This window comes from Streptomyces sp. NPDC007971 (assembly GCF_042958635.1).
GTDB lineage: Bacteria > Actinomycetota > Actinomycetes > Streptomycetales > Streptomycetaceae > Streptomyces.
The window spans coordinates 48,162-73,438 of sequence record NZ_JBIBJK010000031.1 but is presented as its reverse complement, the minus strand read 5'-3'; the positions used below and the strand labels follow the sequence as shown (position 1 = coordinate 73,438).

Sequence of the window (25,277 nt, the reverse complement as noted above, 5' to 3'; positions counted from 1 at the left end):
ATGTGGTGGGATTCCTTTGAGCGGGTGGAGGCAGGCCTCTGGTGTCAGGAACGGGCGGTCGAGCGGGTCAGGTCGTCGTGCAGCTGGTTGAACAAATCCGTGACCCGGTCGTCGCTGACGCCGATGCTGTGGCAGTAGTCGGCAAACAGCTGCGCAGGTGTCCTGACCGGCTGGTGGACGCCGATCCCCGCCGTGGCGCCAGTGCTCGCGTGATCGGGGTGGATGAGGATCTGCAGGGCGTTGGGGAGGGCTTCATAGAGGTCGTCACGCATGCCGGCGTAGGCGGGCTGAGTGACTATGAGCCGCAGGTAGTCCTCGCCGTAGCCGGCGGGGTCGGCGGTCAACTGGGCGACGGTTCCCTCGACGGTGCGCAGTCTGCGCCCGGCGGTGACGGGGATGTCGGTGATCTGGGCGGGCGTGTTGGGGGTGGCTTCGACGAGGCAGACGACGTTGGTGTTGTTCTGCTCGCCGAAGTCGATAGCGTAGGGAGAGCCGCTGTAGTGCACTGGGCAGGCGGCGGGGATCTGCTGCCGGCGGTGCAGGTGGCCCAGGGCCACGTAGTGCGCGTCGACAGGGAAGATGGCGGCCGGCACGTGGTACCCCATGATGGATTGGGCGGGTCGCTCGCCGCCGCCGAAGGTGCCGCCGGTGCAGGTCAGGTGGGCCATGATGATATTGACGGCGTCCGGGGTGAACGCCCCCGTCAGGTTGGCCAGGACGGCACGGACGAGCTGGTCGTAGGCGCCGACGTTCTGCGACGGGGTGTTAGCGATGATCTCCGCGGCGCGGACGGCGTAGCGCTGGGAGAGGAACGGCAGGACGGCGACGTTGACGGACTCGTTGGTGGACTTGGCGCGGAAGGTGTGCACGCCGCCCTTGGAAGCCGCTCTGGCCTGTCCGAAGACGTGAATGCCGGCGACGTCCATCAGCGGCCGGTAGGCCTCGAAGGTGGCGCCGTGGTCGTGGTTGCCGGCGATGACGATGACCTCGATGCCCTGCTTGGCCAGGTGCAGCAGGGTACGCACGACCAGCCTCTGGGCGTCCGCGGTGGGCGCGGCGTTTTCGTAGATGTCGCCGGCGACGAGGACGGCGTCGACGTCGTTGTCGATGGCGATCTGGGTGATTTCTCGCAGGACGCGTGTCTGCTCCTCGAGCCGGCTACGGCCCCTGAGGGTTTTGCCGATGTGCCAGTCGGAGGTGTGAAGGAACTTCACGAGGCGGGGTCCTTTTCGGGTGGCTGAGGCAGAGCAGCGGTGCGCGTTGGGGCGCCGCGGAGGAGGGCAGACGTCAGTAGGGCGGCTCGTCGATGGCGCCGTCGTCGGTGTCGTCGGGCCACGGATCGCTCTCGGTCTGGGGCAGCCTGCTGAACGGGTCCGGTCGCGTCGCGCTGCCGGTGCCCTGGCCGGCTGCGGGGACGGTGAAGGTGGGGTCGGCGGCCTCGGAGAGCCGGGTGGCCCAGGCGGGGAAGGGGAATTCGACGGCCAGCGGTACCGGGATCTCCGGTTGGGAGACGAACATGGTGCCGGGCCTGGCGAGCGTGGCGCGCTGGCGCTGCGAGGCGGGCAGGAAGCCGTACTCGGGGCGGCCGGCCTCGGCCGCGTCGAGCCGGCCGACGATTTTGATCGAGGAGTTCGACACGATGCGCCGTTCCACCTCGGAGGCGGTCTGCTGGGCGCCGATGAGGATGATGCCGAGCGAGCGGCCGCGTTCGGCGATGTCCAGCAGTACGTCCTTGATCGGGGAGGATCCCTCGCGGGGCGCGTACTTGTTGAGCTCGTCGACCATCGTGAACAGCAGCCCGCCCGGGCCGGCTTGTTCCTTGCGGGCGGTCTCCGCGGCCAGCACGACACCGACGACGAACCGCTGGGCCCGTTCGGGCAGGTTGTGCAGGTCCACCACGGTGACCTGCTGCTGCGAGGTGTCGATGGAGTGCGAAACGGGCTGGTCGGTGACCGTGCTCAGGTCGCCGCGCAGCAGGGGCCCAAGCGGCCGCTGGGACGATCGCAGCCGCCGCACGAACGCGTTCACCGTGCCCAGGCCGATGGCCGGGCCCGCCCAGTCCGCGCGGGTGAGGTCGTCGGTGACTTTTTTGCAGATGAAGTCGACCAGGTCCGGCCAGGTGCGGAGGATGTTTCCGTCGATGGTGACCGCGCCGTCGTTGCCTGCGGGCTGGGCCTCGCGGCGCAGCTGGCTGGTGACCTGGTGCACGACGATCGTGTACTGGTTCTTCTCGTCCTCGACGTCGGCGAATACGTAGGGCAGCAGTTCGCGTTGGCAGAACTCATGCAGGGTCCACCAGAAGGCGGTGACGCCGCTGGTCCTGCCGGTGACGTGGGGGCGACCGGTGGTGTCGCCGGGCAGTGGCGGGGCGTAGAAGCCGGCCGAGGCGAAGGGCTGGGCGGGCAGGCCGAGTTGGGCGTACGCGGCGCTCAGTTCCCCGTCGAGGCGGGTGTTGGGCTGGTCGACGAACAGCAGGTCCTCGCCCTTGACCGAGAAGATCAGGGCCTTGGCGTTGACCGCGCGGGCGCCCAGGGCGCCCGAGGTGAACAGCGAGTGCAGCAAGAACAGCGCGAAGCTGGTCTTGGTGGCCACTCCGGAGATACCCGAGATCGATACGTGGGCGCCGCGGGTGCCGTCGAGGAACTCGAGGTTGAGATAGATCGGTTCGCCGTCGCGGCCGATGCCGGCGGGAACACGAGCGTCCATCCGGTCGAAGTACAGCGCGGCGTCCCGGGCCATGCCTGCGGCTCGGATGGCGACCTCGCCGGGGCGGGGCGGGACGTAGCACTCGGGGTCGACGCGGGTGGTGGTGACTTCGGCGATCTCCTGCACGGTCGCGGGCAGGATCCCGTCGGCGATGAGGAACACGTCCGAGCCGAACGCGGCCCCCTCGTGGCGGGCGACCACCTCGGTCACCACGCCGGAGGTGATGACGGTGCCCCGCCCGGGGATCTCTCGTCGGGTGCTAACCACGTCATCGAGTTGCAGGTAGGCGTCCGGGGATAGGGCAACGTGGAACTTCAAGGGGGTGGAGTCCTCGGTACCTGCTACCTTCCCCACCTCCTCTTCGGCGTTGCCACTGGTTAGGCGGCCTGCGAACGGCTGCCCGCTGGTCGCGAAAGTGGAACTGCGGCCGAATACGGTGCTGCCAGCGCCGTGAGGCTCGGAGTCGGAGTCGGTCATCGGCAGGTCCCTGTATCGGTCTTACGGTGTCCGGCACTGCCGACTGACGGTGAACACCGATCGGGGCGCGCCGGAACATCGGGCGGTATCTGTGAGTGCAGACCGTAACTAAAGGGATGCCTGCTGCGAGGGTTTTTGTCGATAACGGAGAGAAAAAGGGCAGACCGAGGGCGGTGTGTCAGGAGAAGCAGGAGCGCCGCGCGACGCGTGACGATCTCCCCGCCCCGCCCACCAGGACGCCCGTGCCGCGTGGGTCAATGGGGCATGTCCGGCAGTTGGGCTTCGACTTCGTCGGCCAATCTGGAGCGCCTGGTGTCTCGTTGGCATGCGGGGTACCGCTTGTTGGCGGGGATGGTGTGGCGGTTTTCCGCCGATGCCTGGAACGGCGGCAGCCCGACGGGCTACACCGGCCGCTTCGTCGACGCCGAGATCACCGCCAACGCAGCACCTGCACTCCTGCCCCCATGTCAGCACAGCGGCCCGGAAGCCAGCGGACGGCCCTACCGCGAACGTCCAACGTCCCATGCGGATACGGCAGTCTGCTCACGAGGTCCTCGGCGATCCCGGTTTCTCGCCCGAACGACGGTCAGCGTCGTCTAGATTGTTGCGTCTATGCGGATACTTGTCACCGGCGGAGCCGGCTTCATAGGGTCGCAGTTCGTACGGGCCGCTCTGCTCGGTGAGTTGTTCTCCGGCACGGGCGCCCGGATCACGGTCCTGGACAACCTGACATATTCGGGCAACGAGATGAATCTGGCGCCGGTCGCCGGACACCAGGGCCTGGTCTTCGTGCGCGGCGACATCCGCGATCCGGCGGCCGTGGACGAGGTGATGGCCGGTCAGGACGCGGTGGTGCACTTCGCGGCCGAGTCGCACGTGGACCGCTCGATCGCGGACGCCTCACCGTTCGTGACCACCAATGTGCTGGGCACGCAGGTCTTGCTGGACGCGGCGCTGCGGCACAAGGTGGGCCGGTTCGTCCATGTCTCCACCGACGAGGTCTACGGCTCGATCGCCGAAGGCTCGTGGACGGAGGACACACCGCTGTCGCCCAACTCCCCGTATGCCGCGTCCAAGGCGGGCTCGGACCTGGTGGCGCTGAGCTACCACCGTACCCATGGCCTGGACGTGACGGTGACGCGCTGCTCCAACAACTACGGCCGCTACCACTTCCCGGAGAAGATGATCCCGCTCTTCGTCACCCGGCTGCTGGACGGCGGCAGCGTGCCGCTGTACGGGGACGGCCGCAACGTCCGCGACTGGCTGCATGTCTCCGACCACTGCCGCGGCATCGACCTGGTGCTGCGGCGCGGCAGGCCGGGCGAGGTCTACCACATCGGGGGCGGCACCGAGCTGTCCAACCGGGAGCTGACCGAGCGGCTGCTGGCGGCGTGCGGGGCGGGGCGGGACCGGATCCGGCGCGTCGCCGACCGCAAGGGCCATGACCTGCGGTACTCCCTGGACATCTCGAAGATCAGGGACGAGCTCGGGTACGAGCCACTGACCGGCTTCGACGAGGGGCTGGCCGACACCGTGGCCTGGTACCGGGACAACCGGCAGTGGTGGGAGCCGCTGACCGCCCGGGCAGAACTTCCGGCGTGACAGGCCGGCGTCGACTGGTACCCGCACCTTCGTCGCCACGGTGCTGACGCACGCTCAGCTTCTGTCGAATACGGCTCGCTTCACCGACCGGACACCGCGCGCGACCCGTCGAACCAACCGGGTCCGCGGCACGAGGCGGTGCCTGTGCGGCACCCCACCGGGCAGCCCGAGCCGGTACAGCCGTCGCGGGTGGAAGTAGCGCCGGACAGGGTCGTCCACATGAGTGGCGAGATACCGCTCTGCTGTCGCTCTGAGCCGCGGGTGCAGGTCGGGCTGCATCACAAACCCGACGGCTGCGATCAGATCGGCCAACTCCTCGTGTTCCTCCATGCTCCGGGTGAGCGACCATGAGTCCACGGCGGACGCGTCGTCCAATTCGGGCAGCAGGGCGTCTACGATCGTCACGGGTATCCGGTTGCTGTTCTGGTAGGGCGTCAGGCGGCCGAGCAGGAGTTGCGTTCCGATCCGGGCCACCGGCAGGCGGAAGAGGGACGATGCGGTGAGCAGGGCGGTGGAGAAGCAGCCGACCACGAGGGCAGGCCGCATGCGCTGGTAGATCACTTCCGCGAGGACCGGCTCGGCCAGGACCCGGAACGCGACGCCCAGGCGCGCCGCTTCCTCTTCCAGGTCCCTAGACCAGTCGGGCGGAGCCGAGGGGTGGGGCTTGAACACGACGAACCGGTGGCCCAGTCGTGCCACGCCACGAAGCATCCGTAGGTGCAGTCCTCGCTCCTCCTCGGCGGAGAGCACGTCGATCGCCGACAGATACTGTCCCAGTAACAGCGCGGGTGACTCGTGCGGCACCACGCGCCACAGGCCGTCGGCGTGGGCGGCGAGTTCACGCAGCACGTCCGTGAAGGTCCCGCTGGGTATGTGCTCCGGCTCGACGCCGAACTCCGAGAGCAGAAGAGGCCGGAGGCCGGGCACCAGATCGACCAGGAGCAGGCGCCGGATCCGCTTGGCCACCTGCGGGTCCAGCGCTTTGCGTGTCGGCCCGTAGCTCATCAACCCGTCGGCGTAGACGTGGATGGGGCTCTCGGAGAAGATCTGGGCCACGGTGTGGGACGGTCGGCCCTGGATGGACTCGCACGCGATCTCGATGTCCCCTGTACCCAGGTTCCACGTTTGCCGAAGAACGCGCTGCCACAGCGGCATGTCGTGTTCTCTCGGGGCCCAGTGCGCCGGGTGGTAGGGCTGGATGAACTCGTTCCAGGAGCGCACCTCGTCGAACTCCGGCTCCAGTGCGCCGAACCCTGGCATCCGATCGAGGCGAGTGCCGATCTCGGGCACCGTGCTCTGATCACTCACGACCAGAATGCGCCGGTGCTCCGACCGCGGCCCGAAGAGCCCCGCCCGAACCGCGGCGGTCACGGTGGCAGCCGCATATTGCGTGCAAGCGCAGAATAGTTGCGTGGCGGCCATAGGTCGCCGTCCCTCCCCAGGAGTTCGTGTGCCCACCCGAGGCTAGAGGAGGCCGAGCCGTCGAGGCCTGAGCCGCGGCACCCCGGCGGGTCCCGCGGCGCCGGCGTCAGGTCGGCAGTCCGCTCATCGGAGCCGTCGCGAACTCCTCCATCCCTTCCTCGAAGCTGATCCGGGGCCGCCACTTGAGCTCACGGATGATCCGGTCGGGCGAGGCCACGATGTGCCGGACGTCGCCGATCCGGTACCTCCCGCAGGCCACGGGCGCCGGCGCCCCTGCCGCCTTGGCGAGGGCGTGGGCGACGTCGCCGATGGTGTGCGGGGTGCCGCTGGCGACGTTGAATGCCCGGTGCCCGGTGCCCGTCCACCGCTCGGCGGCCAGGCTGGCCTCGGCGACATCCTCGACGTGCACGAAGTCGCGCAGGGGCCCGCCGTCCTCGTAGACCACGGGTGCCTCTCCGCGTGCGACGGCACTGCGGAAGACCGCCGCCACGCCCGAATAGGGGCTTTGGTATGGAATGTTCGGCCCGTACACGTTGTGGTACCGCAGAGAGACGGCCTGGCCCCCTGTCTCGTTGGCCCAGACGCCCACCAGGTACTCCTGGGCGAGCTTCGTCACCGCGTAGATGTTGCGGGGCGGGTCGGTCGGGTCGGTCTCGCTGACCGCGCTGGACACCAGCTCGGTGCCGCATTCCGGGCAGCGCGGTTCGAACCGTCCCGCGTCCAGATCCTCGCGACTGCGCCGGCCCGGCAGCACCCGGCCGTGCACGGCGCAGTCGTAGCGGCTGTCGCCGTAGATCGCCACCGAACCGGCCAGCACCAGCCGCCGCGTCCCGGCCTCGGCCATGGCGACGAGCAGGTTCGCCGTTCCCAGGTCGTTGCAGCTGACGTGGTGGCGGGCGTCAAGGATCTCCCGTCCTCGGCCGATCACGGCCGCGTGATGGCTGACCATGTCGACGCCGTGCAAGGCGGTCTCGACGGTCTCCCGGTCGCGCACGTCACCCAGGACGAACTCCACGCCGTCGGGCAGTGGCGGGGGAACGCGCTGCCGGTGCGTGTCGCTCAGCAGCGCGTCCAGGACCCGTACCTCGTGTCCCGCCCTGGTGTAGGCATCGACTACACGGCGTCCGATGAACCCGGCCCCTCCGGTCACCAGCACCTTCACGGGCGGGGTCCACCGTCGACTCGGCATGCGAAGCCCATGAAGTACCGCTCCTTGCGTACCTCAAGCACCTCGTCGAAGACCGAGCGCAGCACGGCCACGGCCTCGTCACTCGGGGTGAGTTGGGTACGGTAGGCACCGGTCTTGAGGCGGCCCGCCGAGGCCCGGATGATCATTGCCGTGCCCAGGAACGAGGCGGTGCGCGTCAAGTGACCCGCGACGCCGTAGCGCTTGCGCTGGAACTCGTGGAAGTTGTCGCCGGTCCACAGGTTGCCGATGAAGATGCCGCCGGGCTTCACCATGGAGCGGAGCCGGATCAGCACCTGCCTGAGGTCTCCCAGGTGGTGGATGGCGTCCAGGCACTGCACCAGGTCCGCCTGTTCCAGGCAGTTGTCGGCCCAGAAGTCGCCCTCCACCAGCCTGAGGTCGTCGTGCTTGACCCGCTGCGCCGTGCGTGCCAGGCCCTCGGCGGAGATGTCGATCGCGGTGATCTCGACAGCGGGAGTCAGCTTCGCGGCCATCTCGGTGAACTCGCCGGTGCCACAGGCTACTTCGATGACCGACTTGGCGTCCTGCCCGTGGGCACGCAGCAGATCGGCGATCGTCTCCTTCTGGGTCAGGAACTCGGGCCGCAACTGCACGTGCTGCTCGGCTGCGGCGCGGTCCCAGAAGCGTGCGGCCCAGTACTCCCGGCCGTCCGGGGGGAAGCCCTCCAGCAGTGCTCGGCCGCTTCGAGCGAATAGTTCTGCCAACATGTCCGTCCTCCAGGAGCAGTGGATCGACACGAAACAGCGTCAGACGCCCACCTCGGGGGGTGGTCCAGCCGTGGTAGTCCACGCGGTTACAGCGGCCCACGCGTCCGCCCTCACCGAGCGCGGACGACGCATGCCGCCAGGCCCCCCGGCGGGGCCGCGCGGGTCATCCTGCGATCGGCTCTTTCCGCACGACCGCCGCGTCCGCGCCTGCCGGGGCCCCGAACAGGCGCAGTGCATTGTCACGTTCGATCGGTCGGCGAGCAGCTTCCGGCAGGGTCCCAAGCGCCTGAGCGCACGAGGCGACGGGCTCGGCCGGTGCGGCGCACCAGTCGGTCCCGAACAGGATCCGCTCCGGTCCGGCGACCGCCAGGAGCAAGGTCAGCGCGGACGCGCCCACCAGGGCGGTGTCGTAGTAGAAGCGCCGCAACGCGGCCCGCAGTCGGGCCGGTTCGATGCCGTAGAACGCCTCGCCGAGCACCTCGATCCGTTCGGCGGCGTACGGCAGGAAGCCGCCGCCGTGCGCCAGGACGAAGGAGATGTGCGGGTACCGCTCCAGTGCGCCGGACCTGATGAGGCCGATGGCGCCGCGAGTGGTGTCGAGCAGGAAGTCGGCCAGGACGGGGGGCGCCGCCTCGACGGACCCGCCCGGCAACGTCATCGGGTGCACGAGCACCACGGCGTGGCGGCGGTTCAGCTCGGCGAGGAGTGGTTCGAACAGTTCGTCGCCCAGGTAGTGGGATCCCGCATGCGGCACCAGGACGACGCCGTCGGCCGCGAGTTCGTCGTAGACGAAACGGAGATCGTCGAGGGCCTCGTCGAGGAACGGCATGGGCAGCGCGGCGAGCAACCCGAACCTGCCGGGGTGGTCGGCCGCCAGTTCGGCGACGGCCTCGTTGGCCCGGCGGGTGAACGCGGACGCCTGCCGAGCGTCCGTGAACAGGTCCCCCGGGATCGGGTTGGACACCACGGCACGTTCGATGCCGTGGGCCTCCATCACTTCAAGGGTGCTCTCCAGGGACCAGGGGAGCGCGAACCGGGCGCCGTTCTCCCTCATCAGCGCGGCGATCTTTGGCACGATCGCGTGGTGGTGCACATCGATGCGGCGCGGAGCGCTCATCGTCTGCCTCCTGTGGCCGTCGGGCCCGTGTCAGTGCTCCGCCCGGACCTCGTACAGGCCGAACACCGATCCGGCTGTCCGGTTCTGGTACGGCCGCAGCGGTGCCGTCGTGTCGCGATGGTGTGGCCCGTTCTCCCAGTCATGGAAGGCGTCGGCGTCCCGCCACTCGCTCAGCACGGCCCACTCCTGCGGCGCGGCGAGGCCCTGGAGCAGCTCGTTGCGGAGCAGCCCGGGGGTGCCCGCCAGTTCGCGGCTGACGCGGTGGTAGAGGTCCTCGACACGGTCCTCCTCCCCGGGAGCGACCCGTAGGTGGAGCAGTACCCGCACGCCCCCCTTCATCCCGCACCGCCCTTGCCGGTGAGCCGGTGCAGCAGGTGCATGGTCGTCATCTCTCCCTCACAACGGTACGGTGCCAGAGATCTGCGGTGTTCCTGGTGGCTCGTGCTGCGCTCGTAGGCGAGGAAGGCCTCCTTGCTGACCCAGTCGCTCACGATGTAGTAGGTGCCGTCCCCCTCGCCGCGGGACAGCTCCTGGCCGGCGTTGCCCAGGTCGTCGGCTATGCGGGCGGCGCCCGCCAGCCATGCCTCCTCGAATTCCTTCTCCATGCCGGGCCGTATGGGCATCCGCAAGGTGACGCGGTAGAGCACTTCCGCCACCTCAGATGCCCCCGTCGACGCTGATGGTGGCGCCGGTCATGTAGGACGCCAGGTCGCTGGCGAGGAACAGCACCACGTGGGCGAGCTCCTCGGGCGTGCCCAACCGCCCCAGGGCGGTCATCTTCTGGTAGCGGGTGCACACCTCCTCGGACAGCTCGGCCTCGGTCTGGATGACACCCGGGGACAGGACGTTGACGCGGACGCCACGGGGCCCGAGTTCCTTGGCCAGCGAACGAGTCAGGCCGATCAGCCCGGCCTTGGCCGCGGTGTAGTGGGCGCGGTGGTGGATGCCGGCCAGTGCGGAGCCTGAGCCGACGTTGATAACCGAGGCGCCGGGGCCGAGCAGTTGGACGGCTCGGTGGACGATGTCGTAGGCGGCGGTCAGGTTGGTGTCGAGGATCTCGCGCCAGCCGTCCATGCCGAGGTCCTCGATGGGAACGTGGGTGATGCGGCCCGCGTTGTTGACCACGACGTCGAGCCCGCCGAGGCGTTCTTGGCAGGCGTCGACGAGGCGCTGGACGTCTTCGGTCCTGCTGACGTCGGCCGTCACGAAGTGGTGGTCGCCGGGCGTGGCCTTGAGCTCGCGCGCGAGGGCGTCGGCGGCCTCGCCGCCGGTGCGGGAACACGTGAGTACGCTCGCTCCGGCCTGCGCGAACGCACGGGTGATCGCGGCGCCGATGCCACGCGTTCCGCCGGTGACGAGGACGCGTTTTCCGGACAGGGATATGTGCATGGTGTGCTTTCCCCTCCTGGGGAGCAGTGGGGGCTCAGCCGAGCCGGACGGTGGCCACGATGTTGGTCACGAAGGCGAGCAGCGCGATCGATGTGCGGGTGGTGTTCCAGGCCTGCCACCTGCGCCGCGGATCGGTCGCGGCCCAGTCGGGGGGCTGCACGGCGGGGCTGAGGGACTTGACGTACCGGTTGACGGGGACGTTCTTGGTGATGGAGATGCCCATCACGCACAGCAGCAGTCCGGCCGCGGTGGCGAATCCCGCCTGGGCGAGGCCGTCCCCTGCGGTGAGCGCGAGCAGCAGGTCCAGCAGCACGGTCAGGCCGTTGGTCAGCGGCATGACGGGGTCGAAACGGGGCCACAGGAAGTGCACCGTCTGCACGTACCGCTCATAGGGCAGAGTCAGCATCAGCGGCACGATGCCAATGACGGTCGCGGTCATGATCCCCGCCGCGATGCCGTTGGTGAGGAGCGCGAGAGGGGCCAGTACGGTGCTCATTCAGGCCGCCTGGCGCGCTGCTCGACGAGTTCCTTGATCCGTTCCATCTGGATGAGGGTGTTGCGGTTCATCCGCTCCTCCATGGCCGCGTCGTCGAGCGGGGCCTGCGGGTTCAGGTGGAAGTCCTGCACCCACCGCATGTGCACGCCCTGCGGGGTCGTGCGGTACTCCCAGAAGATCTCCATGTAGGCGAAGGGGCCGCGTTCCACGCGGTGTGCCCGGACCATGCCCTTCTCCTTGTCCATGCGCCGCTCGGAGACCCAGCTCCACTGGGTACCGTTCTCGTCGGGCACCGTCGTCAGCCGGAAGGTGACGGTGTCGCCGTCGCGGTCGAGGACTTCGGCCGACGCGTATTCGCTGAACAGCTCCGGCCAGGACGGTACGTCGTTGGTCAGTTCCCAGACCAGTTCGTAGGGGGCGTCGATGACGACGCTGTTGTCGACGTGGCCCGCGCTGGAGGCGCCGTTGACCAGGGCGACGACCTCGCGGGGCGTGCGCGCGATCTCGATGACGTCGTCGGGGTCGTTCACCCGGTGCTCGGATTCGAGCACCGCGGTGATCTCCAGCATGATGAGCGAGTCGAAGCCCAGTTCCGCGAAGGTCACGTCGAAGATGTCGCCGTCGATGGCATCAAAGTCGCCCGCGGCTTTCCGCAGCACGCCCCGCAGGTCGTCGAAGGTGAACCCGGTCACCCGGGTGGTTCCGCTGTCCGTTGACATTGCTTCCTCCACTCATCGCAGTTCGCCGGTGAGCACGACGGCCGAGTTGTGGCCCCCGCGGCCGCGTGCCAGGACCAGCACGGCCCGCAGGGCGGCGGGGCGCGGCCGGTCCAGCACGAGCTCGATCCGGTAGTGCTCGGGCAGGTCGGGGGTCCCGGTCGTGGGCGGGATGACGCAGTCGCGCAGGGCCAGCAGCGCGGTGGCGATGTCGAGGGCGCCGCCTCCGGCGTACAGCCGGCCGACCATGGTCTTCGGCACGGTGACGGGGACGCCGTACGGGCCGAAGACCGCCTCGATCGCCGCCGCCTCCCGCTGGTCGAGTTCGGGCACGGCGGCGCCGTCGGCGAAGACCGCGTCGATGTCCGCAGGGGTCAACGCCGCCCGCTCCAGGGCGAGTTCGATCGCCCGGCGCAGTCCCGGCCGACCGCCGCTGCCGGGCCTGGGGTCGAAGGTCGCCGCGTGGCCCGCGAGGTATCCGTAGGGCCGGCGGCCGGTTGAGGGGCTGTCCTCGACGACGAACATGGCCCCGCCCTCGCCGGGGACGTGCCCGTCGGCGTGCCGGTCGAAGGGGCGGAACGCCCGCTCGGGGTCCGTGTGGGGGGAAATGCGGCCGTCTACCCGCTGGCAGGCCAGGGCGTACGGGGACAGCGGGGCCTCCGTACCGCCGGCGAGCACCACCCGCGCGCCTCGCTGCAGCACCCGCCCCGCTTGCGCCAACGCGTCGAGCCCGGAAGCCTGTTCGGTCACCACGACGCGGCAGGGGCCCCGCGCTCCGTGGCGGATCGACACCTGGCCGGTGGTCGCCGCGTAGAACCAGGCGATGGACTGGTAGGCGCTGACGCCGGCGGGGCCTGCGGTCCACAGCTTCCCGATCTCCCGCTGGCCGAACTCGTTGCCGCCGGAGGAGCTGCCGGTGACCACTCCGATCTCGTACTCGGGGACGGCAGCCAGATCGGTAGCGGAGTCCTTGAGGGCCAGGGCGGTTGCGGCAAGGCCCAACTGCGTCCACCGGTCGGTCCGTACGATCAGCTGCGCGGGCATGTACTGCGCCGCCTCGAAGCCGGAGACCACGCCGGCCACGCCGTCCGGGACGGGCTCGATGCCGCTCTTGCCGTTCAACAGCTGTTCCCAGTAGGCCTCGTGGCCGATGCCGTTGGGCGCGACCACGCCGATCCCGGTCACCGCACAGGGTCGCATCACGCAGCCTCCGCCGCTTCGGGGCGGCCCAGTACCAGCGCGGTCTGGAAGCCGCCGAATCCGCTGCCGACGCTGAGGACCACGTCGGTGGGGTGTTCACGTGCCACCCGCGGCACGTAGTCCAGGTCGCACTCGGGCTCCGGCTCCGTGAGGTTGGCCGTGGGCGGCACCACCTGGTGTTCCAGGACGAGCGCGCACGCTGCGGCCTCCAACGCCCCGATGGCGCCCAGGGAGTGCCCGATCATCGACTTGATGGAGCTCACCGGCACCTTGTAGGCGTGCGCGCCCAGGCTGCGCTTGAAGGCTGCCGTCTCGTGCCGGTCGTTCTGCCGGGTTCCGGACCCGTGGGCATTGACGTAGCCCACATCGGCCGGGTCCACGTGGGCCAGGTCGAGCGCCACCCGGATGGCCTCGCCGAGCTCCCGGCCGTCCGGCCGCAGCCCCGTCATGTGGTACGCGTTGCTGCGGTGGGCGAAGCCGAGCACGCTGCCGTACACGTGCGCGCCGCGGCGCCGGGCGGCCCCCGCCTCCTCCAGGATCAGCACGGCCGCGCCCTCCCCCAGCACGAACCCGTCGCGGGTGCGGTCGAAGGGGCGGGAGGCGTGCTCCGGATCGTCGTTGCGGGCGGTGGTGGCCTTGATGGCGTCGAAGCAGGCCGAGGTGATCGGCGAGAGGGGGGCCTCCGAGGCGCCCGCGATCACGACGTCCGCGATGCCGTCCTCGATGAGCTGTGCTGCCGTTCCCACCGCGTCCAGGCCCGACGTGCAGCCGGTGGACACGCACTCGACCTGGCCCTGGGCGCCATGCTCCAGCGCCACCTCGGCGGCGATCGAGCTGGGCACGAGGTAGTCGTAGAGCTCGGGTACGGCCTGGCGCTGGTCGACCTGCCACAAGCGGCCGTGGTCGCTCACCCGGAGGTAGTTCTCCTCCAGCCGCATGGTGCAGCCGACGGCGCTCCCGACGACGACGCCGACCCGCTCGGGTGCCGGCTCTCCAGGCACGAGGCCGCTGTCGGCCATCGCCTCGCGCGCGGCGACCAGCGCAAACTGCGTCACCCGGTCAAGGCGGGCGGCCCGGTCGGGGTCCAGCCCGGCGGCGACCGGGTCGAAGTCGCACTCGGCCGCGACTCGGGAGCGGAACCCGGAGGCGTCGAACAGGGAGATCGGCCGGGTCGTGGTACGGCCCGCCGTCAGCAGATCCCAGTACGCGCTGACGCCCAGGGCACCCGGCGAGACGACCCCGAGGCCGGTGATGACCGCCTTGCGTCCGCCCATCACGACATCCCGATCCCCACGTGGCGGTCAGCCCTCACGACGACCCTCCGGCCGACCACTCGTAGAAGGACTGCGCCATCGCGTCGCGTGGCTCGCGCCAGCCCGGGTCGTACGGTCGTACCAGTTGGGCCAGTTCGGAGTTGAGGTCCTGGAACCCCTTGGTCGATCGCGCCTTTTCCAGACCGGGGCGGATGTCGCGGTCCGCCTCGATCAGGTGAAAGTACAGGTCGTGGAAGCCGAAGAGCGTGCGGCGGCTGACGCCTACGTCATGGGGGAGGTCGGTGGTGTCGGAGCTGGCGAACAGGTCTGCCACCCGCTGCCGGTGAACGGGCTCCAGCCGGGCGACGATGAGCGTCCGATGTGGCATGCCAACGGTCCTTTCCTGGTTCCTCCGCGAGGATCAGCCCACCTTTGGGGGCGTTAGTCGACTCTCGGTCCAGCGAAGTTGGTGTCCTTGGAGCGACGGCGGTGGTACGAGCGGCACTTGACCGGCTCCCTAGGCCACCGGCCCAGGGTGAAGCCGACTTATCGTTGCGTCGGAGGGACGTCCCGTGACCGGCAGGACCCTTGCATATCCGTTCGCGTGGCCGTCCGCGTCCGAACAGCCGAAGGAGTTCGCGGGGCTCCACGACGACCCCGTCGTCACCGTCGTTCTGCCGAGCGGTGACGAGGCGCTGCTCATCACCCGGTACGAGGACATCCGGGCGCTGCTGACCGACCCCCGGGTCAGCAAGAACAGGAACCGGCCCGGCATCGCCAGAATGACGACCCGTAAGGTCAAGGCCTTCCAGAGCCAAGTGTCCATGGATCCGCCCGCGCACACCCGGATGCGGTCCCTGATCTCCAAGGCGTTCACAGCGTCCCGGGTGGAGCGGCTGCGGCCGCGGATCCAGGAACTGGCCGACGGACTGCTCGACGTGATGGAGGCGGGGCCCCGGCCCGTGGACTTCGCCACGGCTTTCGCGTTCCCGCTCAGCATCCAGGTCATCTGCGAACTGCTGGGCGTGCCGGCCGACGAGCGTGAGCAGTTCGCGCTGAAGCAGACACCTCCGTGGGACTACATGACGGACCTCATCGAACGAAAACGCGCCACCCCGGGCGACGACCTGATCAGCGCACTGATCGAGGTCCACGACGAGCAAGACGGCCGCCTGGACGCCACCGAGCTGCACTGGTGGTCCACGATGCTGCTGCTGGCCGGGTACGAGACCAGCGCGAACCAGCTGTGCAGCGCGGTGGTCATGCTGACGGCCCACCCCGACCAGCTCGCCAAGCTCACCCAGGACCCGGGGCTGCTGCCCGGCGCCGTCGAGGAACTGCTGCGCTGCCAGGTGGTGGGCACCTCCCTGTCGATGCTGCGGTACGTCACCGACGACATCGAGGTCGGCGGTGTCACCGTCCCGCGCGGCTCCAGCATCATCACCGCCCTGGAGGTCGCCAACCACGACCCGTCCGCCTTCGGCTGCCCCGCCCGCTTCGACGTCACCCGCTCCGGGGACGCACCGCAACTGACCTTCAGCGTCGGCCGGCATTTCTGCGTCGGCGCCGCGCTCGCCCGGGCCGAACTGCAGGTGGCCCTTGCCTCCTTGCTGCACCGCTTCCCGAACCTGCGGCTCGGCGTGCCGGCGGACCGCCTGGTGCGCGTCGAGGACGCCTTCACCCAGGGCTTCCAAGAAGTCCCCGTGACCTGGTGAGCCCGTACCCGGAAAGGCCCTGCCATGGCTGAACGCTGCCCCTATCCCTTCCCGCGCCCCACGGCGCTGGGCATCCCGGAACGCCTCGCCGGGATCCACGACAAGCCGCTGGTGCCCGTCGTACTGCCGAGCGGCGACGAGGCCGTCCTGCTGACGCGGTACCAGGACGTGCGGCAGGTGCTCACCGACGACCGCCTCAGCCGCAATCTGGACCGGCCGGACGCGGCCCGCATCAGCCGGCACAACAGCATGTTCCAGGACCCGCGCATCAACCCGGACCCGCCCGAGCACACGCGGGTGCGCAACCTGGTCGCCTCGGCGTTCAGCGCAGCCCGGGTACAGCGGCTGGAACCGCGGATCCATGCCGTGACCGACGAACTCCTCGACGCGATGGAACGCTCGGGCGGCCCTGTCGACCTCAACGAGGCGCTCGCCTTCCCCCTGCCGGTGCGCGTCATCTGCAGCCTGCTCGGCGTCCCCGACGAGGACGTGGCGCTGTTTCGGCACTGGACGTCGGCGTTCCTGTCCATCAGCCACTTCCCGCGCGAGGAGATCCGGGCGGCGATGACGGAGATGAGCCGCTACATCGCCGAGCACATCTCCCACCGCCGCGCGCACCCCGGCGACGACCTGGTCAGTGCGATGATCCGGGCCCATGACGACGAGGGGCGGCTGAGCGAGTACGAACTGCAGTGGTGGTGCCGGCTCCTCCTCCTCGTCGGTTACGAGACGACCGCGACGCAACTCGGCGGCGGCGTCGCCATGCTGCTCAGCCACCCCGAACAGCTGCGGCTGCTGCGTGCGGATCCGGCGCTCCTGCCGAACGCGATCGAGGAGCTGCTGCGCTGGAAGCTCGTCGGCTCCTCCGTGTCGATGCTGCGGTACGCGACCGACGACATCGAGCTCGAAGACTGCGTGATCGAGAAGGGCACGAGCATCATCCCTGCAGCTGACTGCGCCAACCAGGACCCTGACCGCTTCTTCGATCCCCGGACCTTCGACATCACCCGCTCCGACAACCCTCACCTCACCTTCAGCCTCGGCCCCCACTTCTGCATCGGCGCCTCTCTCGCCCGAGCGGAGCTCCGCATCGCCACACAGGCTCTGCTGACCCGTTTCCCGAACCTGCGGCTGGCGGTACCGGCCGAGGAGTTGAAGAGGCAGGAGGGAGCGTTGCTGGAGGGATTCACCGAGATTCCCGTGACCTGGTAGCGCCCCGGCCGTCACCCCATCCCGGCCGGGACGGTGCCCCCGGCTCGGCCGGCCAACACAGCGGAGGTCCTATGTCCCCGTCCGAAGCAACCTCCCCGGCAGCGCGGCACGCTCCGGCCGGTCCCCCCGGCGCCACCGGTCTTCCCGCACCGAGGTCGATCGCGCAACGCCGCGCCGACACCGAGCGGCTGCTGGCGGAGGAACGGCACCTCTGGCTTGCCAGCGAGGGGCCCCGCCCGCACGTGGTCCCGCTCTCCTACGTCTTCGACGGCGGTGTGATCACCATGCTCACCCGGCGGTCGGGCCGCACCGGCCGCAACCTGGCGGCCAACGCCAGGGTCCGGGCAGCGTTCGGTTCGGCGACCGACGTGGTGCTGATCGACGGCACCGTGGAACTGACCGATCCGGCTGACGCCCCAGCCCCGGTCCGGGCTCGCCACGCCCGTCTCCCGCTTGATCCCGGCCGCGTGCCAGACACCGTGAGCGTGTGCCTGACGCCGCGCCGCGTCCAGGCCTGGCGGAACTTCGGGGAGATGCGGGACCGCGTCATCATGAACGACTGCGTCTGGCTCGCCTGACCGCGCGGACGTCCCGTGCCGCGGGTGCGCAGGAGCGCCCTGCGACTCCCCCGCACGCACCCGCCGCTGCCTCGTCGCCCCGGGCCGTCACCAGGCCCGTCCCCGCGCCCGCAGTTCAGCCCAGGCCGCTGCCCACGGCCTCCACGCCCGCCATCGCCTCCGCCGCCCCCCGCACCACCGCAAGCTGCCCCGCCAGTGTGCGGCTGAGCACGGTCAGCCCCAGCGTCGTGACGCCTGCCGCAGCGTACTCGGCGATCCGTGGCGCGATGCGGGCCACCGGGCCGATCAGGGCGGTGCGGTCCATGAAGGCGAAGGGAACGGCCTTGGCCGCGCCCGCCCGGTCGCCCGCCGCGCAGCGGGCGTGGATCTCCTCGGCGGCTTCACCGAAGCCCATCTCGGTGGCGAGAGCGAAGTAGACACCGCGTTCCTTGCTGGCGAGGCCGATGAAGTTCGCGTAGTAGCCGCGCAGGGTGTCGGCGGCCTGTTCCGGGTCGTCGGCGATGGCGACCGGGACCGAGGGCACGACCTCGAAACCGTCCAGAGTGCCCCGCACCTTGCGCACAAGCTCCAGGGATTCTGCGATGCGCCTGGGCGAACTGAAGACGCCGACCCAGCCGTCCGCGAGCTCGGCGGCGAGTCGCAGACTGCCGGGGCGGACGCCGGCCAGATAGAGGGGAAGGTCGGCCCGGACGGGCGCGGCGACAAGGTGGGCCGCCTCGTCGGTCCCGTCGGGCGGCAGCTGATAGTGGCGGCCTCGATGGCGGACCGGCTCGCCGCGCAGCGCCATCCGTACCACCGTCACGTACTCGCGCAGGCGACTCAGCGGCTCGGGGAACGGGACGCCGTACCAGCCCAGGGACACATCGGGGTTGGACACCCCGAGACCGAGCCGGAACCGCCCGCCGGACACGCTGTCGAGCGTGGCCGCGGTGAGCGCGGTCAGCACGGGGGTGCGGGCAGGCACCTGCATCACTCCTGACGCCAGTGCGATCCGCCGCGTGCGCGCCGCCACGGCACCCAGCACCGTGGGAGCATCCGAGCGGAACCCCTCCGGTACGAGGGCCATGCCGTATCCCAGCCGCTCGGCCTCCTCCGCTACGTCGCAGGCGGTCTCGTGGGACAGGAAGACTCCCAGCTCCATGGCTGAACTCCTTGATCGGGTGCCGGCATCCTCACCGCGCGCGCTGGAGGACGGGCGGAGCCGTGGTCGATGCGGCAGGGCGGCGCCGCGTCCGTTCCAGGCGCGCTTCACCGCGGCGCGAACGATCCCCGAGCAGCGGGCCGCAGGATCAGGCCTCGGGTCGACACGGCCCAGGGAAGGGCCCGATCAGAGGAAGGTGCTGCCGTGCGCGTGCTGTTCGCCAGTTGGGCCTGGGCCTCGCACTACATGCCGCTCGCACCGCTGGTCTGGGCGCTCCAGGCGGCGGGCCACGAGGTCCGCGTCGCGAGCCAGCCGGCGCTGACCGGAGTGATCAACGACTCGGGCGCGACCGCCGTGCCCGTCGGCCCGGATCTGGACCACGGCGAGGTGCGGCGCCGGCAGATGGCGGGGATGACGTTCTCCGATGTTCCCCGGGTGCCGACCGCCGGGTCCTCCATGGCGAACTGGCCGCCCGAGCGGCTGCGCCGGGTGCAGCAGGTGTTCGGGACCTTCGCGGCGTACTCCGATGCGATGCTGGACGACCTCGCCGTGTTCGCCCGTGCCTGGCGGCCCGACCTGGTGGTGTACGACCCGACCACGTACGCGGGCCCGCTCGTCGCGGCGGGGCTCGGGGTGCCCGCGGTCCGGCACGTGCACGGCATCGACGTCACCTACCAGGCCCGGAACATCGTCCCGGATCTGATCAGGGCGATGGCCGGGCGGCTGGGGGTGGGCGAGGTGGACATCCTCGGGCACGCGACCGTCGACCCGTGCCCGCCGAGCCTGCAGATCCCCGCAGACGTGCGCCGTATCGCCATGCGCTATGTCCCCTACAACGGCCCTGCGGCGCTTCCGCGTTGGTTGCGAACACCGCCCGCGCGGCCCCGGGTCTGCGTGACGTGGGGGACCTCGACCAGCCGTATCACGGGACCGGACACGTTCATGCCGGCGCGGCTCGTCAAGGCGCTGGCGGGGATGGACGTCGATGTCGTGATGGCCCTGGTCGGCAAGGACGCGGACCGTCTCGGGGACGTCCCGGAACAGGTGCGGGTGGTGGACTCGCTCGCACTGCACCTGGTGCTGCCCGAATGCGCCGCGATCATCCACCAGGGCGGCAACGGCACCGCCCTGACGGCCGCGGTGCACGGAGTGCCGCAACTGGTCCTCCCGCAGATTCCGGACCAGATATTCCAGGCGGAGCGGGTGCTGGCGGCGGGAGCCGGGGACGTGCTGCGGCCCGAAGAGTTCGGCGAGGCCGAGACGGCCAAGCGGCTCGACGCGGTCCTCACGGGTGCCGCGTACCGCAGCCGTGCGCAGGCGCTGCGCGAGGAGATGCGGGGCCAACCCGCACCGGCCGAGGCGGTCGCCCGGCTTGAAGAGCTGGCTGCCGGGCGGTGCTCGCCGGCTGCCCTGGGGGCTTGAGGAGGCAGACTGATGCGTGCGTTGTTCATCACCTGGGCCTGGAGGTCGCACTACTACCCCATGGTGCCGTTCGCCTGGGCGCTGCGCGCCGCGGGCCACGAGGTCATGGTCGCCAGCCAACCTTCGTTCGCCGAGGTCATCACCGAGGCCGGGCTGCCCGCGCTGCCGGTCGGCGAGGACATCGACCTGAAGAACCGCGTCATCGTGCCCGGAAGGCAGCGCCCGGCGAGCCTGGACGACAGCGACGAGGGCGAGGCGGGGTATGCCTCGGCAGCCGAGCGCGGACTGCGGGACATCGCCTGGACGGCGGCGCCCGCCGAGAGCGCGGCGGCGATGGCGGTCGACACCTACCGGTTCGCCGAGCACTGGAAGCCCGATGTCGTCGTGTACGAGCCGATGGCCTACCTCGGCCCCGGCCTCGCTCGCGATCTGGGCGTGCCCGCGGTACGCCTGTTGTGGGCCACCGACTTCGCCGCCTCCATCGTGCAGCGCAACCCAGACATGTTCGACCAGCTCGGCGGGCAGCTCGGCCAGGACGTGGCAAAGTCGTTCGGCGATGTGACGCTGGATCCGTCCCCGCCGTCGCTGCAGATCTCCCACGACGACGTGGTGCGCCGACCGATGCGGTACGTGCCCTACAACGGCCCTGCCGTGCTGCCCACCCACCTGCGCACGCCACCCGCCCGGCCACGGATCGCCGTCACCTGGGGCGGCTCGCTCTTCGACCTGGGCTGGCACGACGGCATCCTCGGCCCCCACGTCGTCCGCGCCCTCGCCGGACACGACGTCGAGATCGTGATCGCCACCAGCGACGCCCAGCGGCACCTCTACACCGACTTGCCCGGCAACGTCACCCACATCGGCCCCGTCGCCCTGCACCTTCTCCTGCCCTCCTGCGACGCCATCATCCACCAAGGCGGAGCGGGCACCACCATGACCGCCATGACCACCGCCACCCCCCAACTCATCATGCCGTGGGCTCCCGACGCCGCCGTCAACGCCCGGCAGATCGAGAAGACCGGCGCCGGACGGCACCATTCCACCCAGGGCCTCGACGCCGCCGCACTGCGCGTCACCGTGGACGCCTTCCTCACCGATCTGCCCGACCACCGCAAAGCCGCCGATCTCCTGTACGCCGAACACCTCGACATGCCCGCCCCCGGCGATGTCGCCCGCCACATCGAGCAGCTCGTCCCGGTGGACGGCCCTGCCCGCCCCTGACGGGCGTACCGCCGAACCATCCGCAGTGAGTCCTCGGTACGAAAGGCAGCGAGCCATGTGGTGGAAGGACATCTACGTCAGTGCCAGCGCGGCGTGGCTCGGGCGCCGGGAAGACGTCTGGGACGCGGTCGCCGAAGGCCGCTACGACGCGGCGGAGGCGGCCCGGGACGAGTACCACGCCGTCCGGGTCGCGGACGACGTCCACCCGCCGGACATGGCGGTGGCGGCGGCCCGGCTGGCCGTGGAACGGTCTGCCGTCCCTACGGGCGACTTTGCCCTCGTCGCGCACGCGAGCGTCGGTTTCCAGGGGCGGGACCACTGGGTCCCCGCGTCGTACATCCAGGCGCGTACGGTCGCCGGAAGCGCGACGGCCCTGGACATCCGGCAGGCCTCCAACGGCGGCCTGGCCGCCCTCGACCTGGCCGCGTCCTGGCTGGCGGCACGCTCTGAGTCCAGGGCGGCGCTGGTCACCACGGCGGACCGGTACGGCCTCCCGGAGTTCGACCGCTACCGGTCCGACAACGGCCTGCCGCGGGGCGACGGCGCCGCAGCGATGGTCCTGTCCCGGGGCGAGGGTGCGGGCACGACGGCGGTCGCCCGGCTGCTGTCCACCGTGTTGTCCGGTGACTCCACGCACGAGGGCGCGTACCGGGGCACCAGTCCTTGGGGCGAGCCCCGCGCAGGCCGCACCGTACCGGTCGACCTGCGTGCGCGGACCCGGGAGTACCTGGCGACGGGGGCCACCGGCGATGCTGTCGTGGCGGCGCTCACCGCGGGGCAACAGCGCGCCTTGAAGCAGGCGCTGGCCGAGGCGGAGGTCAAGGCCGACGAGGTGGCCCGGTACGTGTTCCCCAACGGCCGGTGGTGGAACAGCGACCTCGACCTGGACCGCACCACCTGGGAATGGGGCCGCCAGGTCGGCCACATGGGCGCGGGCGATCAGGCGGCTGCCTTCACCCACCTCGTGGAGACGCGAGCGGTGCGGGCCGGCGACCGCGTGGTCCTGTCCGGCGCGGGGGTCGGCATGAACTTCGGCTGTGCCGTCCTGGAGATGCTGCGGATCCCGGACTGGGAGACGCCCGAGAACGCTCCGGGCACGTGGGTGGAGGAGAGTCTGTGATGGCCGTCCTGAGCGCGTTCGTGCTGGCCGCCAGCGGAGTGCTGGCCGGCGTGCTGGTCGCGGTGGCCCTGGGGGTCGTGCCCGCGTTCCGGGGGCTGCCTGCGGACCAGTACATCCGCGTGCACCGGCTCGTCGGACAGTACTACGACCATGTCATGCCGCCGCTGGTGATCTGCTCCACCGGGGTCGACATCGCCCTGGCAGTCCTGGCCGACGACGGTGGCCGCGTCGTCCTGTTCACGGCCGGCGCCGTCGCCCAGGCGGGGGTGAGTGTGGTGTCCCAGCTGGCCAACGTGCCCATCAACCGGACGGTCAAGAGCACCGATCCGCTGTGCGTCGGCCCTGACTGGGACGATCCGCGGGCCCGCTGGGCGCACTGGCATCTGGTGCGCACCGTGCTGGCGCTGTGCGCCGTGCTGGCCAACGCCGCCGCCCTGGCGATCCACCGATGACGGGTTGACGAGATGACGACCCGTGTACGTGTACGTGTCCCACCGACTGTGAGGTTTCGACGATGACCGAGCTCGCCGAGTCCATGCCCGATGCTGCCTCCGCTGCGGTCAAACGCCTGGCGAACGGGTTCTGCCACGCGAAACTGCTGCTGGCCGCCGAGGAACTCGGCGTCTTCGCCCACCTGCACCGTTACGGTCCATCGGCAGGAGAGGACCTGGTGGAAGGGCTGCCGCTGCATCCTCGCGGCGCCCGTGACCTCCTGCACGGGCTGGTCCTGTTGGGGCTCCTGGAGCAGCGGGACGGCCGCTACGCCAACAGCGCCGCGGCCACGGCGGCCTTGGTGCCGGGCGGGGCGGACTACGTCGGCGGGTTCCTGCGGCGCGCCGACCGGATGCTGTACCCGGCGTGGCAGCACCTCGCCGAGGCCTTGGTCTCCGGCAAGCCGCAGACGCCCGGCGCCGGACCCGAGGCGTTCCGGGCCATGCTGGGCGATCCGCGTCAGCGTGAGCAGTACCTGAGGATGATGGACTCGGCCAACGGGCGCGTGGCGGGCCACCTCGCAGGCGCCTTCGACTGGGCCGCCCACGGGCACGTCGCCGACATAGGCGGTTGCCGCGGCAACCTCGTGGGTCAGTTGCTGAGGCTTCATTCCACCTTGCGCGCCACGGTGTTCGACCTGCCGGAGCTTGCGGAGTCGTTCGCGGAGCACGCCACCGCGCTCGGCGTCGCCGACCGCGCCGACTTCCGGGCCGGGGACTTCTTCACCGATCCGTTGCCCGAAGCCGATGTGCTGATCCTCGGCCACGTCCTGCACAACTGGTCGGTGGAACAACGAAAGTTCCTCGTCGCCAAGGCGTACGGGGCGGTCAGACCGGGTGGCGCGTTGCTGATCTATGACGCGATGCTCGACGAGGAACCCACCGACCTGGCTCGCGTCCTGGTGAGTCTCAACATGCTGCTGGTCACCGAGGAGGGCTCCGAGTACACGGCCGGCGAGGCCACCGCGTGGCTGGGGGCCGCGGGCTGCGGCGACGTGCGGGTCGCTCCGCTCGGTCCGGCCGACACCCTGGTCGTCGGCCGCAAGCCCGCCGCTTGAGGGCACGGCACGGAAGGGGGGTTGGAAGCGTCATGCTCGCGGTCTACTGTTCCCGGCCCGACTCCGCCGACCCGCTGCGAGCCGCGGTGGTCGGTGACTATCACCGGCAACCGGTGCCCGAGGGGTGGAGGGTCGTCCGGATGCTCACCACGTCGCTGAACATGCGGGAGATCAACGTACTCGGCGGCCGTGCGGGCGCCGGGCAGCGCTATCCGGTCATCCTCGGCAGCGACGGCTGCGGTGTGCTCGACGACGGCACCGAGGTGGTCGTGCACGCGTCCGTGGGTTCCCCCGGCTGGACGGGGCCGGAGAGTCTGGACCCGGGGCGCACCGTACTCTCCGAGCGGCACGAGGGGACCTTTGCGGAGTTCGCGGTGGTGCCGTGCCGCAACGCGCTGCCGAAACCGCCCGAACTGTCGGCCGTCGACGCGGCGTGCCTGCCCACCGCGTGGCTGACCGCGTACCGCATGCTGTTCGTCACCGCGGGCGCCGCGCCCGGTCAGACGGTGCTGGTCCGGGGCCGTCGGCGGCTGGGCACCATCGCCTCGGCGGCGATCGTGCTCGCGAGCGCGGCGGGCGTGCACGTGTGGGTCGCCGGGGAACCGGACGACCGGGAGCTGGCGTCGGGGCTCGGTGCGGAGGTCTTCGTCACCGACTCCCGCCTGCTCCCCGCGCCCGTGGACGCCGTACTGGACGCCTCCGTCAGCGGAATGGGCTGGCTGGACGACGTGGCCGCCGTACATCCGCACGGGGCGATAGTCTGCGCGGGCTACCGGGCCGGTGGCGGAACGCTCCCGCAGGGCGCGGCGGATGCCATGCGCAACCTGGTGTTCCGGGAGATCCGGGTACTGGGCTCGGGCATGGGAACGGCCGAGGACCTCCGTGATCTGATGGAATTCCTCGTCGCCACTGGCGTGCGGCCCACGGTGGCCGACGTACTCGACATCCGTGAGGTGGGCCGCGGTATGCGCGCCATGCTCACCGGGGCGACGACCGGCAAGCTCGTCTTCCGGCTCCCTTGAGCCTG

25 protein-coding genes and 1 pseudogene are annotated in these 25,277 nt (G+C 70.5%); 10 read left to right on the top strand and 16 right to left on the bottom strand.

Going from position 1 to position 25,277, the window contains the following annotated elements:
• Nucleotides 1–44 precede the first annotated feature (44 nt).
• Both ACFZCP_RS41775 and ACFZCP_RS41770 read right to left on the bottom strand, forming a co-directional pair.
• Nucleotides 45–1,214 (bottom strand): exonuclease subunit SbcD, encoded by a 1,170-nt coding sequence (locus tag ACFZCP_RS41775; protein WP_391441593.1) that lies wholly within the window; start codon nt 1,212–1,214, stop codon nt 45–47.
• Between the two features lie 73 nt (nt 1,215–1,287).
• Nucleotides 1,288–3,024 (bottom strand): ATP-binding protein, encoded by a 1,737-nt coding sequence (locus ACFZCP_RS41770; RefSeq protein ID WP_391441590.1) that lies wholly within the window; start codon nt 3,022–3,024, stop codon nt 1,288–1,290.
• Between the two features lie 771 nt (nt 3,025–3,795).
• On the opposite strand from ACFZCP_RS41770, the gene rfbB reads away from it, so the two are divergent.
• The gene (gene rfbB, locus ACFZCP_RS41765) at nt 3,796–4,785 is read left to right on the top strand and encodes a dTDP-glucose 4,6-dehydratase (protein WP_391441588.1); all 990 of its coding nucleotides are present in this window, start codon (nt 3,796–3,798) and stop codon (nt 4,783–4,785) included.
• Nucleotides 4,786–4,839: 54 nt separating this feature from the next.
• Here rfbB and ACFZCP_RS41760 read toward each other — a convergent pair whose 3' ends face one another.
• From ACFZCP_RS41760 to ACFZCP_RS41700, 13 genes and pseudogenes are all read right to left on the bottom strand, one after another.
• The gene (locus tag ACFZCP_RS41760) at nt 4,840–6,207 is read right to left on the bottom strand and encodes a polysialyltransferase family glycosyltransferase (RefSeq protein WP_391441584.1); all 1,368 of its coding nucleotides are present in this window, start codon (nt 6,205–6,207) and stop codon (nt 4,840–4,842) included.
• A 106-nt stretch (nt 6,208–6,313) separates the two neighbouring features.
• Nucleotides 6,314–7,396, bottom strand: a complete 1,083-nt coding sequence (locus tag ACFZCP_RS41755; protein WP_391441581.1) for an NAD-dependent epimerase/dehydratase family protein — start codon at nt 7,394–7,396, stop codon at nt 6,314–6,316.
• A complete protein-coding gene (locus tag ACFZCP_RS41750) occupies nt 7,366–8,121 on the bottom strand; it encodes a methyltransferase (RefSeq protein WP_391441578.1) in 756 nt (251 codons plus the stop codon). The genes ACFZCP_RS41755 and ACFZCP_RS41750 overlap by 31 nt, the downstream gene beginning before the upstream one ends.
• 163 nt (nt 8,122–8,284) lie before the next feature.
• Complete coding sequence (locus tag ACFZCP_RS41745; RefSeq protein ID WP_391441575.1) at nt 8,285–9,238, bottom strand: amidohydrolase family protein; 954 nt, start codon at nt 9,236–9,238, stop codon at nt 8,285–8,287.
• A gap of 30 nt (nt 9,239–9,268) precedes the next feature.
• Complete coding sequence (locus ACFZCP_RS41740) at nt 9,269–9,565, bottom strand: antibiotic biosynthesis monooxygenase (protein ID WP_391441570.1); 297 nt, start codon at nt 9,563–9,565, stop codon at nt 9,269–9,271.
• Between the two features lie 8 nt (nt 9,566–9,573).
• Complete coding sequence (locus tag ACFZCP_RS41735) at nt 9,574–9,885, bottom strand: antibiotic biosynthesis monooxygenase (protein WP_391441566.1); 312 nt, start codon at nt 9,883–9,885, stop codon at nt 9,574–9,576.
• A 10-nt stretch (nt 9,886–9,895) separates the two neighbouring features.
• The gene (locus ACFZCP_RS41730; RefSeq protein WP_391441562.1) at nt 9,896–10,627 is read right to left on the bottom strand and encodes an SDR family oxidoreductase; all 732 of its coding nucleotides are present in this window, start codon (nt 10,625–10,627) and stop codon (nt 9,896–9,898) included.
• A gap of 34 nt (nt 10,628–10,661) precedes the next feature.
• Nucleotides 10,662–11,123, bottom strand: coding sequence for an anthrone oxygenase family protein (locus ACFZCP_RS41725; RefSeq protein ID WP_391441555.1), 462 nt, complete (start codon nt 11,121–11,123; stop codon nt 10,662–10,664).
• Nucleotides 11,120–11,596, bottom strand: coding sequence for an SRPBCC family protein (locus tag ACFZCP_RS41720; RefSeq protein WP_391441639.1), 477 nt, complete (start codon nt 11,594–11,596; stop codon nt 11,120–11,122). The genes ACFZCP_RS41725 and ACFZCP_RS41720 overlap by 4 nt, the downstream gene beginning before the upstream one ends.
• A 6-nt stretch (nt 11,597–11,602) precedes the next feature.
• Nucleotides 11,603–11,842 (bottom strand): annotated as a pseudogene (locus tag ACFZCP_RS41715) (phosphopantetheine-binding protein); the annotation flags it as partial.
• A 12-nt stretch (nt 11,843–11,854) separates the two neighbouring features.
• Nucleotides 11,855–13,039: a beta-ketoacyl synthase N-terminal-like domain-containing protein gene (locus tag ACFZCP_RS41710; RefSeq protein ID WP_391441636.1), complete on the bottom strand. Its 1,185-nt coding sequence runs from the start codon at nt 13,037–13,039 to the stop codon at nt 11,855–11,857.
• Nucleotides 13,039–14,313 (bottom strand): beta-ketoacyl-ACP synthase II, encoded by a 1,275-nt coding sequence (locus ACFZCP_RS41705; RefSeq protein ID WP_391441551.1) that lies wholly within the window; start codon nt 14,311–14,313, stop codon nt 13,039–13,041. The genes ACFZCP_RS41710 and ACFZCP_RS41705 overlap by 1 nt, the downstream gene beginning before the upstream one ends.
• Nucleotides 14,314–14,347: 34 nt before the next feature.
• Nucleotides 14,348–14,680 (bottom strand): TcmI family type II polyketide cyclase, encoded by a 333-nt coding sequence (locus ACFZCP_RS41700; RefSeq protein WP_391441549.1) that lies wholly within the window; start codon nt 14,678–14,680, stop codon nt 14,348–14,350.
• Nucleotides 14,681–14,864: 184 nt separating this feature from the next.
• Between ACFZCP_RS41700 and ACFZCP_RS41695 the strand changes: the two genes are divergently transcribed.
• From ACFZCP_RS41695 to ACFZCP_RS41685, 3 genes are all read left to right on the top strand, one after another.
• The gene (locus ACFZCP_RS41695; protein WP_391441546.1) at nt 14,865–16,007 is read left to right on the top strand and encodes a cytochrome P450; all 1,143 of its coding nucleotides are present in this window, start codon (nt 14,865–14,867) and stop codon (nt 16,005–16,007) included.
• 24 nt (nt 16,008–16,031) lie between these two features.
• A complete protein-coding gene (locus ACFZCP_RS41690) occupies nt 16,032–17,219 on the top strand; it encodes a cytochrome P450 (RefSeq protein ID WP_391441537.1) in 1,188 nt (395 codons plus the stop codon).
• Between the two features lie 71 nt (nt 17,220–17,290).
• Nucleotides 17,291–17,797: a pyridoxamine 5'-phosphate oxidase family protein gene (locus tag ACFZCP_RS41685; protein WP_391441531.1), complete on the top strand. Its 507-nt coding sequence runs from the start codon at nt 17,291–17,293 to the stop codon at nt 17,795–17,797.
• A 115-nt stretch (nt 17,798–17,912) separates the two neighbouring features.
• On the opposite strand, the gene ACFZCP_RS41680 is transcribed toward ACFZCP_RS41685, so the two are convergent.
• On the bottom strand, nt 17,913–18,938 hold the full coding sequence (locus tag ACFZCP_RS41680; RefSeq protein ID WP_391441528.1) for an LLM class flavin-dependent oxidoreductase: 1,026 nt from the start codon (nt 18,936–18,938) through the stop codon (nt 17,913–17,915).
• A 204-nt stretch (nt 18,939–19,142) separates the two neighbouring features.
• Between ACFZCP_RS41680 and ACFZCP_RS41675 the strand changes: the two genes are divergently transcribed.
• From ACFZCP_RS41675 to ACFZCP_RS41650, 6 genes are all read left to right on the top strand, one after another.
• Nucleotides 19,143–20,360: a nucleotide disphospho-sugar-binding domain-containing protein gene (locus ACFZCP_RS41675; protein WP_391441525.1), complete on the top strand. Its 1,218-nt coding sequence runs from the start codon at nt 19,143–19,145 to the stop codon at nt 20,358–20,360.
• Between the two features lie 12 nt (nt 20,361–20,372).
• Nucleotides 20,373–21,581: a nucleotide disphospho-sugar-binding domain-containing protein gene (locus ACFZCP_RS41670; protein ID WP_391441522.1), complete on the top strand. Its 1,209-nt coding sequence runs from the start codon at nt 20,373–20,375 to the stop codon at nt 21,579–21,581.
• A gap of 55 nt (nt 21,582–21,636) precedes the next feature.
• A complete protein-coding gene (locus ACFZCP_RS41665; protein ID WP_391441518.1) occupies nt 21,637–22,701 on the top strand; it encodes a 3-oxoacyl-[acyl-carrier-protein] synthase III C-terminal domain-containing protein in 1,065 nt (354 codons plus the stop codon).
• Nucleotides 22,701–23,153 (top strand): anthrone oxygenase family protein, encoded by a 453-nt coding sequence (locus ACFZCP_RS41660; protein WP_391441516.1) that lies wholly within the window; start codon nt 22,701–22,703, stop codon nt 23,151–23,153. Before ACFZCP_RS41665 ends, ACFZCP_RS41660 begins: the two co-directional genes overlap by 1 nt.
• Before the next feature lie 62 nt (nt 23,154–23,215).
• Nucleotides 23,216–24,250 carry a methyltransferase gene (locus ACFZCP_RS41655; protein WP_391441510.1) on the top strand — a complete coding sequence of 345 codons (1,035 nt, stop codon included), beginning with the start codon at nt 23,216–23,218 and terminating at the stop codon, nt 24,248–24,250.
• Between the two features lie 32 nt (nt 24,251–24,282).
• The gene (locus ACFZCP_RS41650) at nt 24,283–25,272 is read left to right on the top strand and encodes a zinc-binding dehydrogenase (RefSeq protein ID WP_391441506.1); all 990 of its coding nucleotides are present in this window, start codon (nt 24,283–24,285) and stop codon (nt 25,270–25,272) included.
• The last annotated feature ends 5 nt before the right edge of the window (nt 25,273–25,277 follow it).

Coding starts and splice junctions, on each gene's coding strand:
- ACFZCP_RS41650 (WP_391441506.1), top strand. CDS start 24,283: ATGCTCGCGGTCTACTGTTCCCGGCCCGACTCCGCCGACCCGCTGCGA.
- ACFZCP_RS41725 (WP_391441555.1), bottom strand. CDS start 11,123: ATGAGCACCGTACTGGCCCCTCTCGCGCTCCTCACCAACGGCATCGCG.
- ACFZCP_RS41655 (WP_391441510.1), top strand. CDS start 23,216: ATGACCGAGCTCGCCGAGTCCATGCCCGATGCTGCCTCCGCTGCGGTC.
- ACFZCP_RS41665 (WP_391441518.1), top strand. CDS start 21,637: ATGTGGTGGAAGGACATCTACGTCAGTGCCAGCGCGGCGTGGCTCGGG.
- ACFZCP_RS41730 (WP_391441562.1), bottom strand. CDS start 10,627: ATGCACATATCCCTGTCCGGAAAACGCGTCCTCGTCACCGGCGGAACG.
- ACFZCP_RS41760 (WP_391441584.1), bottom strand. CDS start 6,207: ATGGCCGCCACGCAACTATTCTGCGCTTGCACGCAATATGCGGCTGCC.
- ACFZCP_RS41670 (WP_391441522.1), top strand. CDS start 20,373: ATGCGTGCGTTGTTCATCACCTGGGCCTGGAGGTCGCACTACTACCCC.
- rfbB (WP_391441588.1), top strand. CDS start 3,796: ATGCGGATACTTGTCACCGGCGGAGCCGGCTTCATAGGGTCGCAGTTC.
- ACFZCP_RS41690 (WP_391441537.1), top strand. CDS start 16,032: ATGGCTGAACGCTGCCCCTATCCCTTCCCGCGCCCCACGGCGCTGGGC.
- ACFZCP_RS41685 (WP_391441531.1), top strand. CDS start 17,291: ATGTCCCCGTCCGAAGCAACCTCCCCGGCAGCGCGGCACGCTCCGGCC.
- ACFZCP_RS41680 (WP_391441528.1), bottom strand. CDS start 18,938: ATGGAGCTGGGAGTCTTCCTGTCCCACGAGACCGCCTGCGACGTAGCG.
- ACFZCP_RS41660 (WP_391441516.1), top strand. CDS start 22,701: ATGGCCGTCCTGAGCGCGTTCGTGCTGGCCGCCAGCGGAGTGCTGGCC.
- ACFZCP_RS41745 (WP_391441575.1), bottom strand. CDS start 9,238: ATGAGCGCTCCGCGCCGCATCGATGTGCACCACCACGCGATCGTGCCA.
- ACFZCP_RS41700 (WP_391441549.1), bottom strand. CDS start 14,680: ATGCCACATCGGACGCTCATCGTCGCCCGGCTGGAGCCCGTTCACCGG.
- ACFZCP_RS41750 (WP_391441578.1), bottom strand. CDS start 8,121: ATGTTGGCAGAACTATTCGCTCGAAGCGGCCGAGCACTGCTGGAGGGC.
- ACFZCP_RS41710 (WP_391441636.1), bottom strand. CDS start 13,039: ATGCGACCCTGTGCGGTGACCGGGATCGGCGTGGTCGCGCCCAACGGC.
- ACFZCP_RS41755 (WP_391441581.1), bottom strand. CDS start 7,396: ATGCCGAGTCGACGGTGGACCCCGCCCGTGAAGGTGCTGGTGACCGGA.
- ACFZCP_RS41705 (WP_391441551.1), bottom strand. CDS start 14,313: ATGGGCGGACGCAAGGCGGTCATCACCGGCCTCGGGGTCGTCTCGCCG.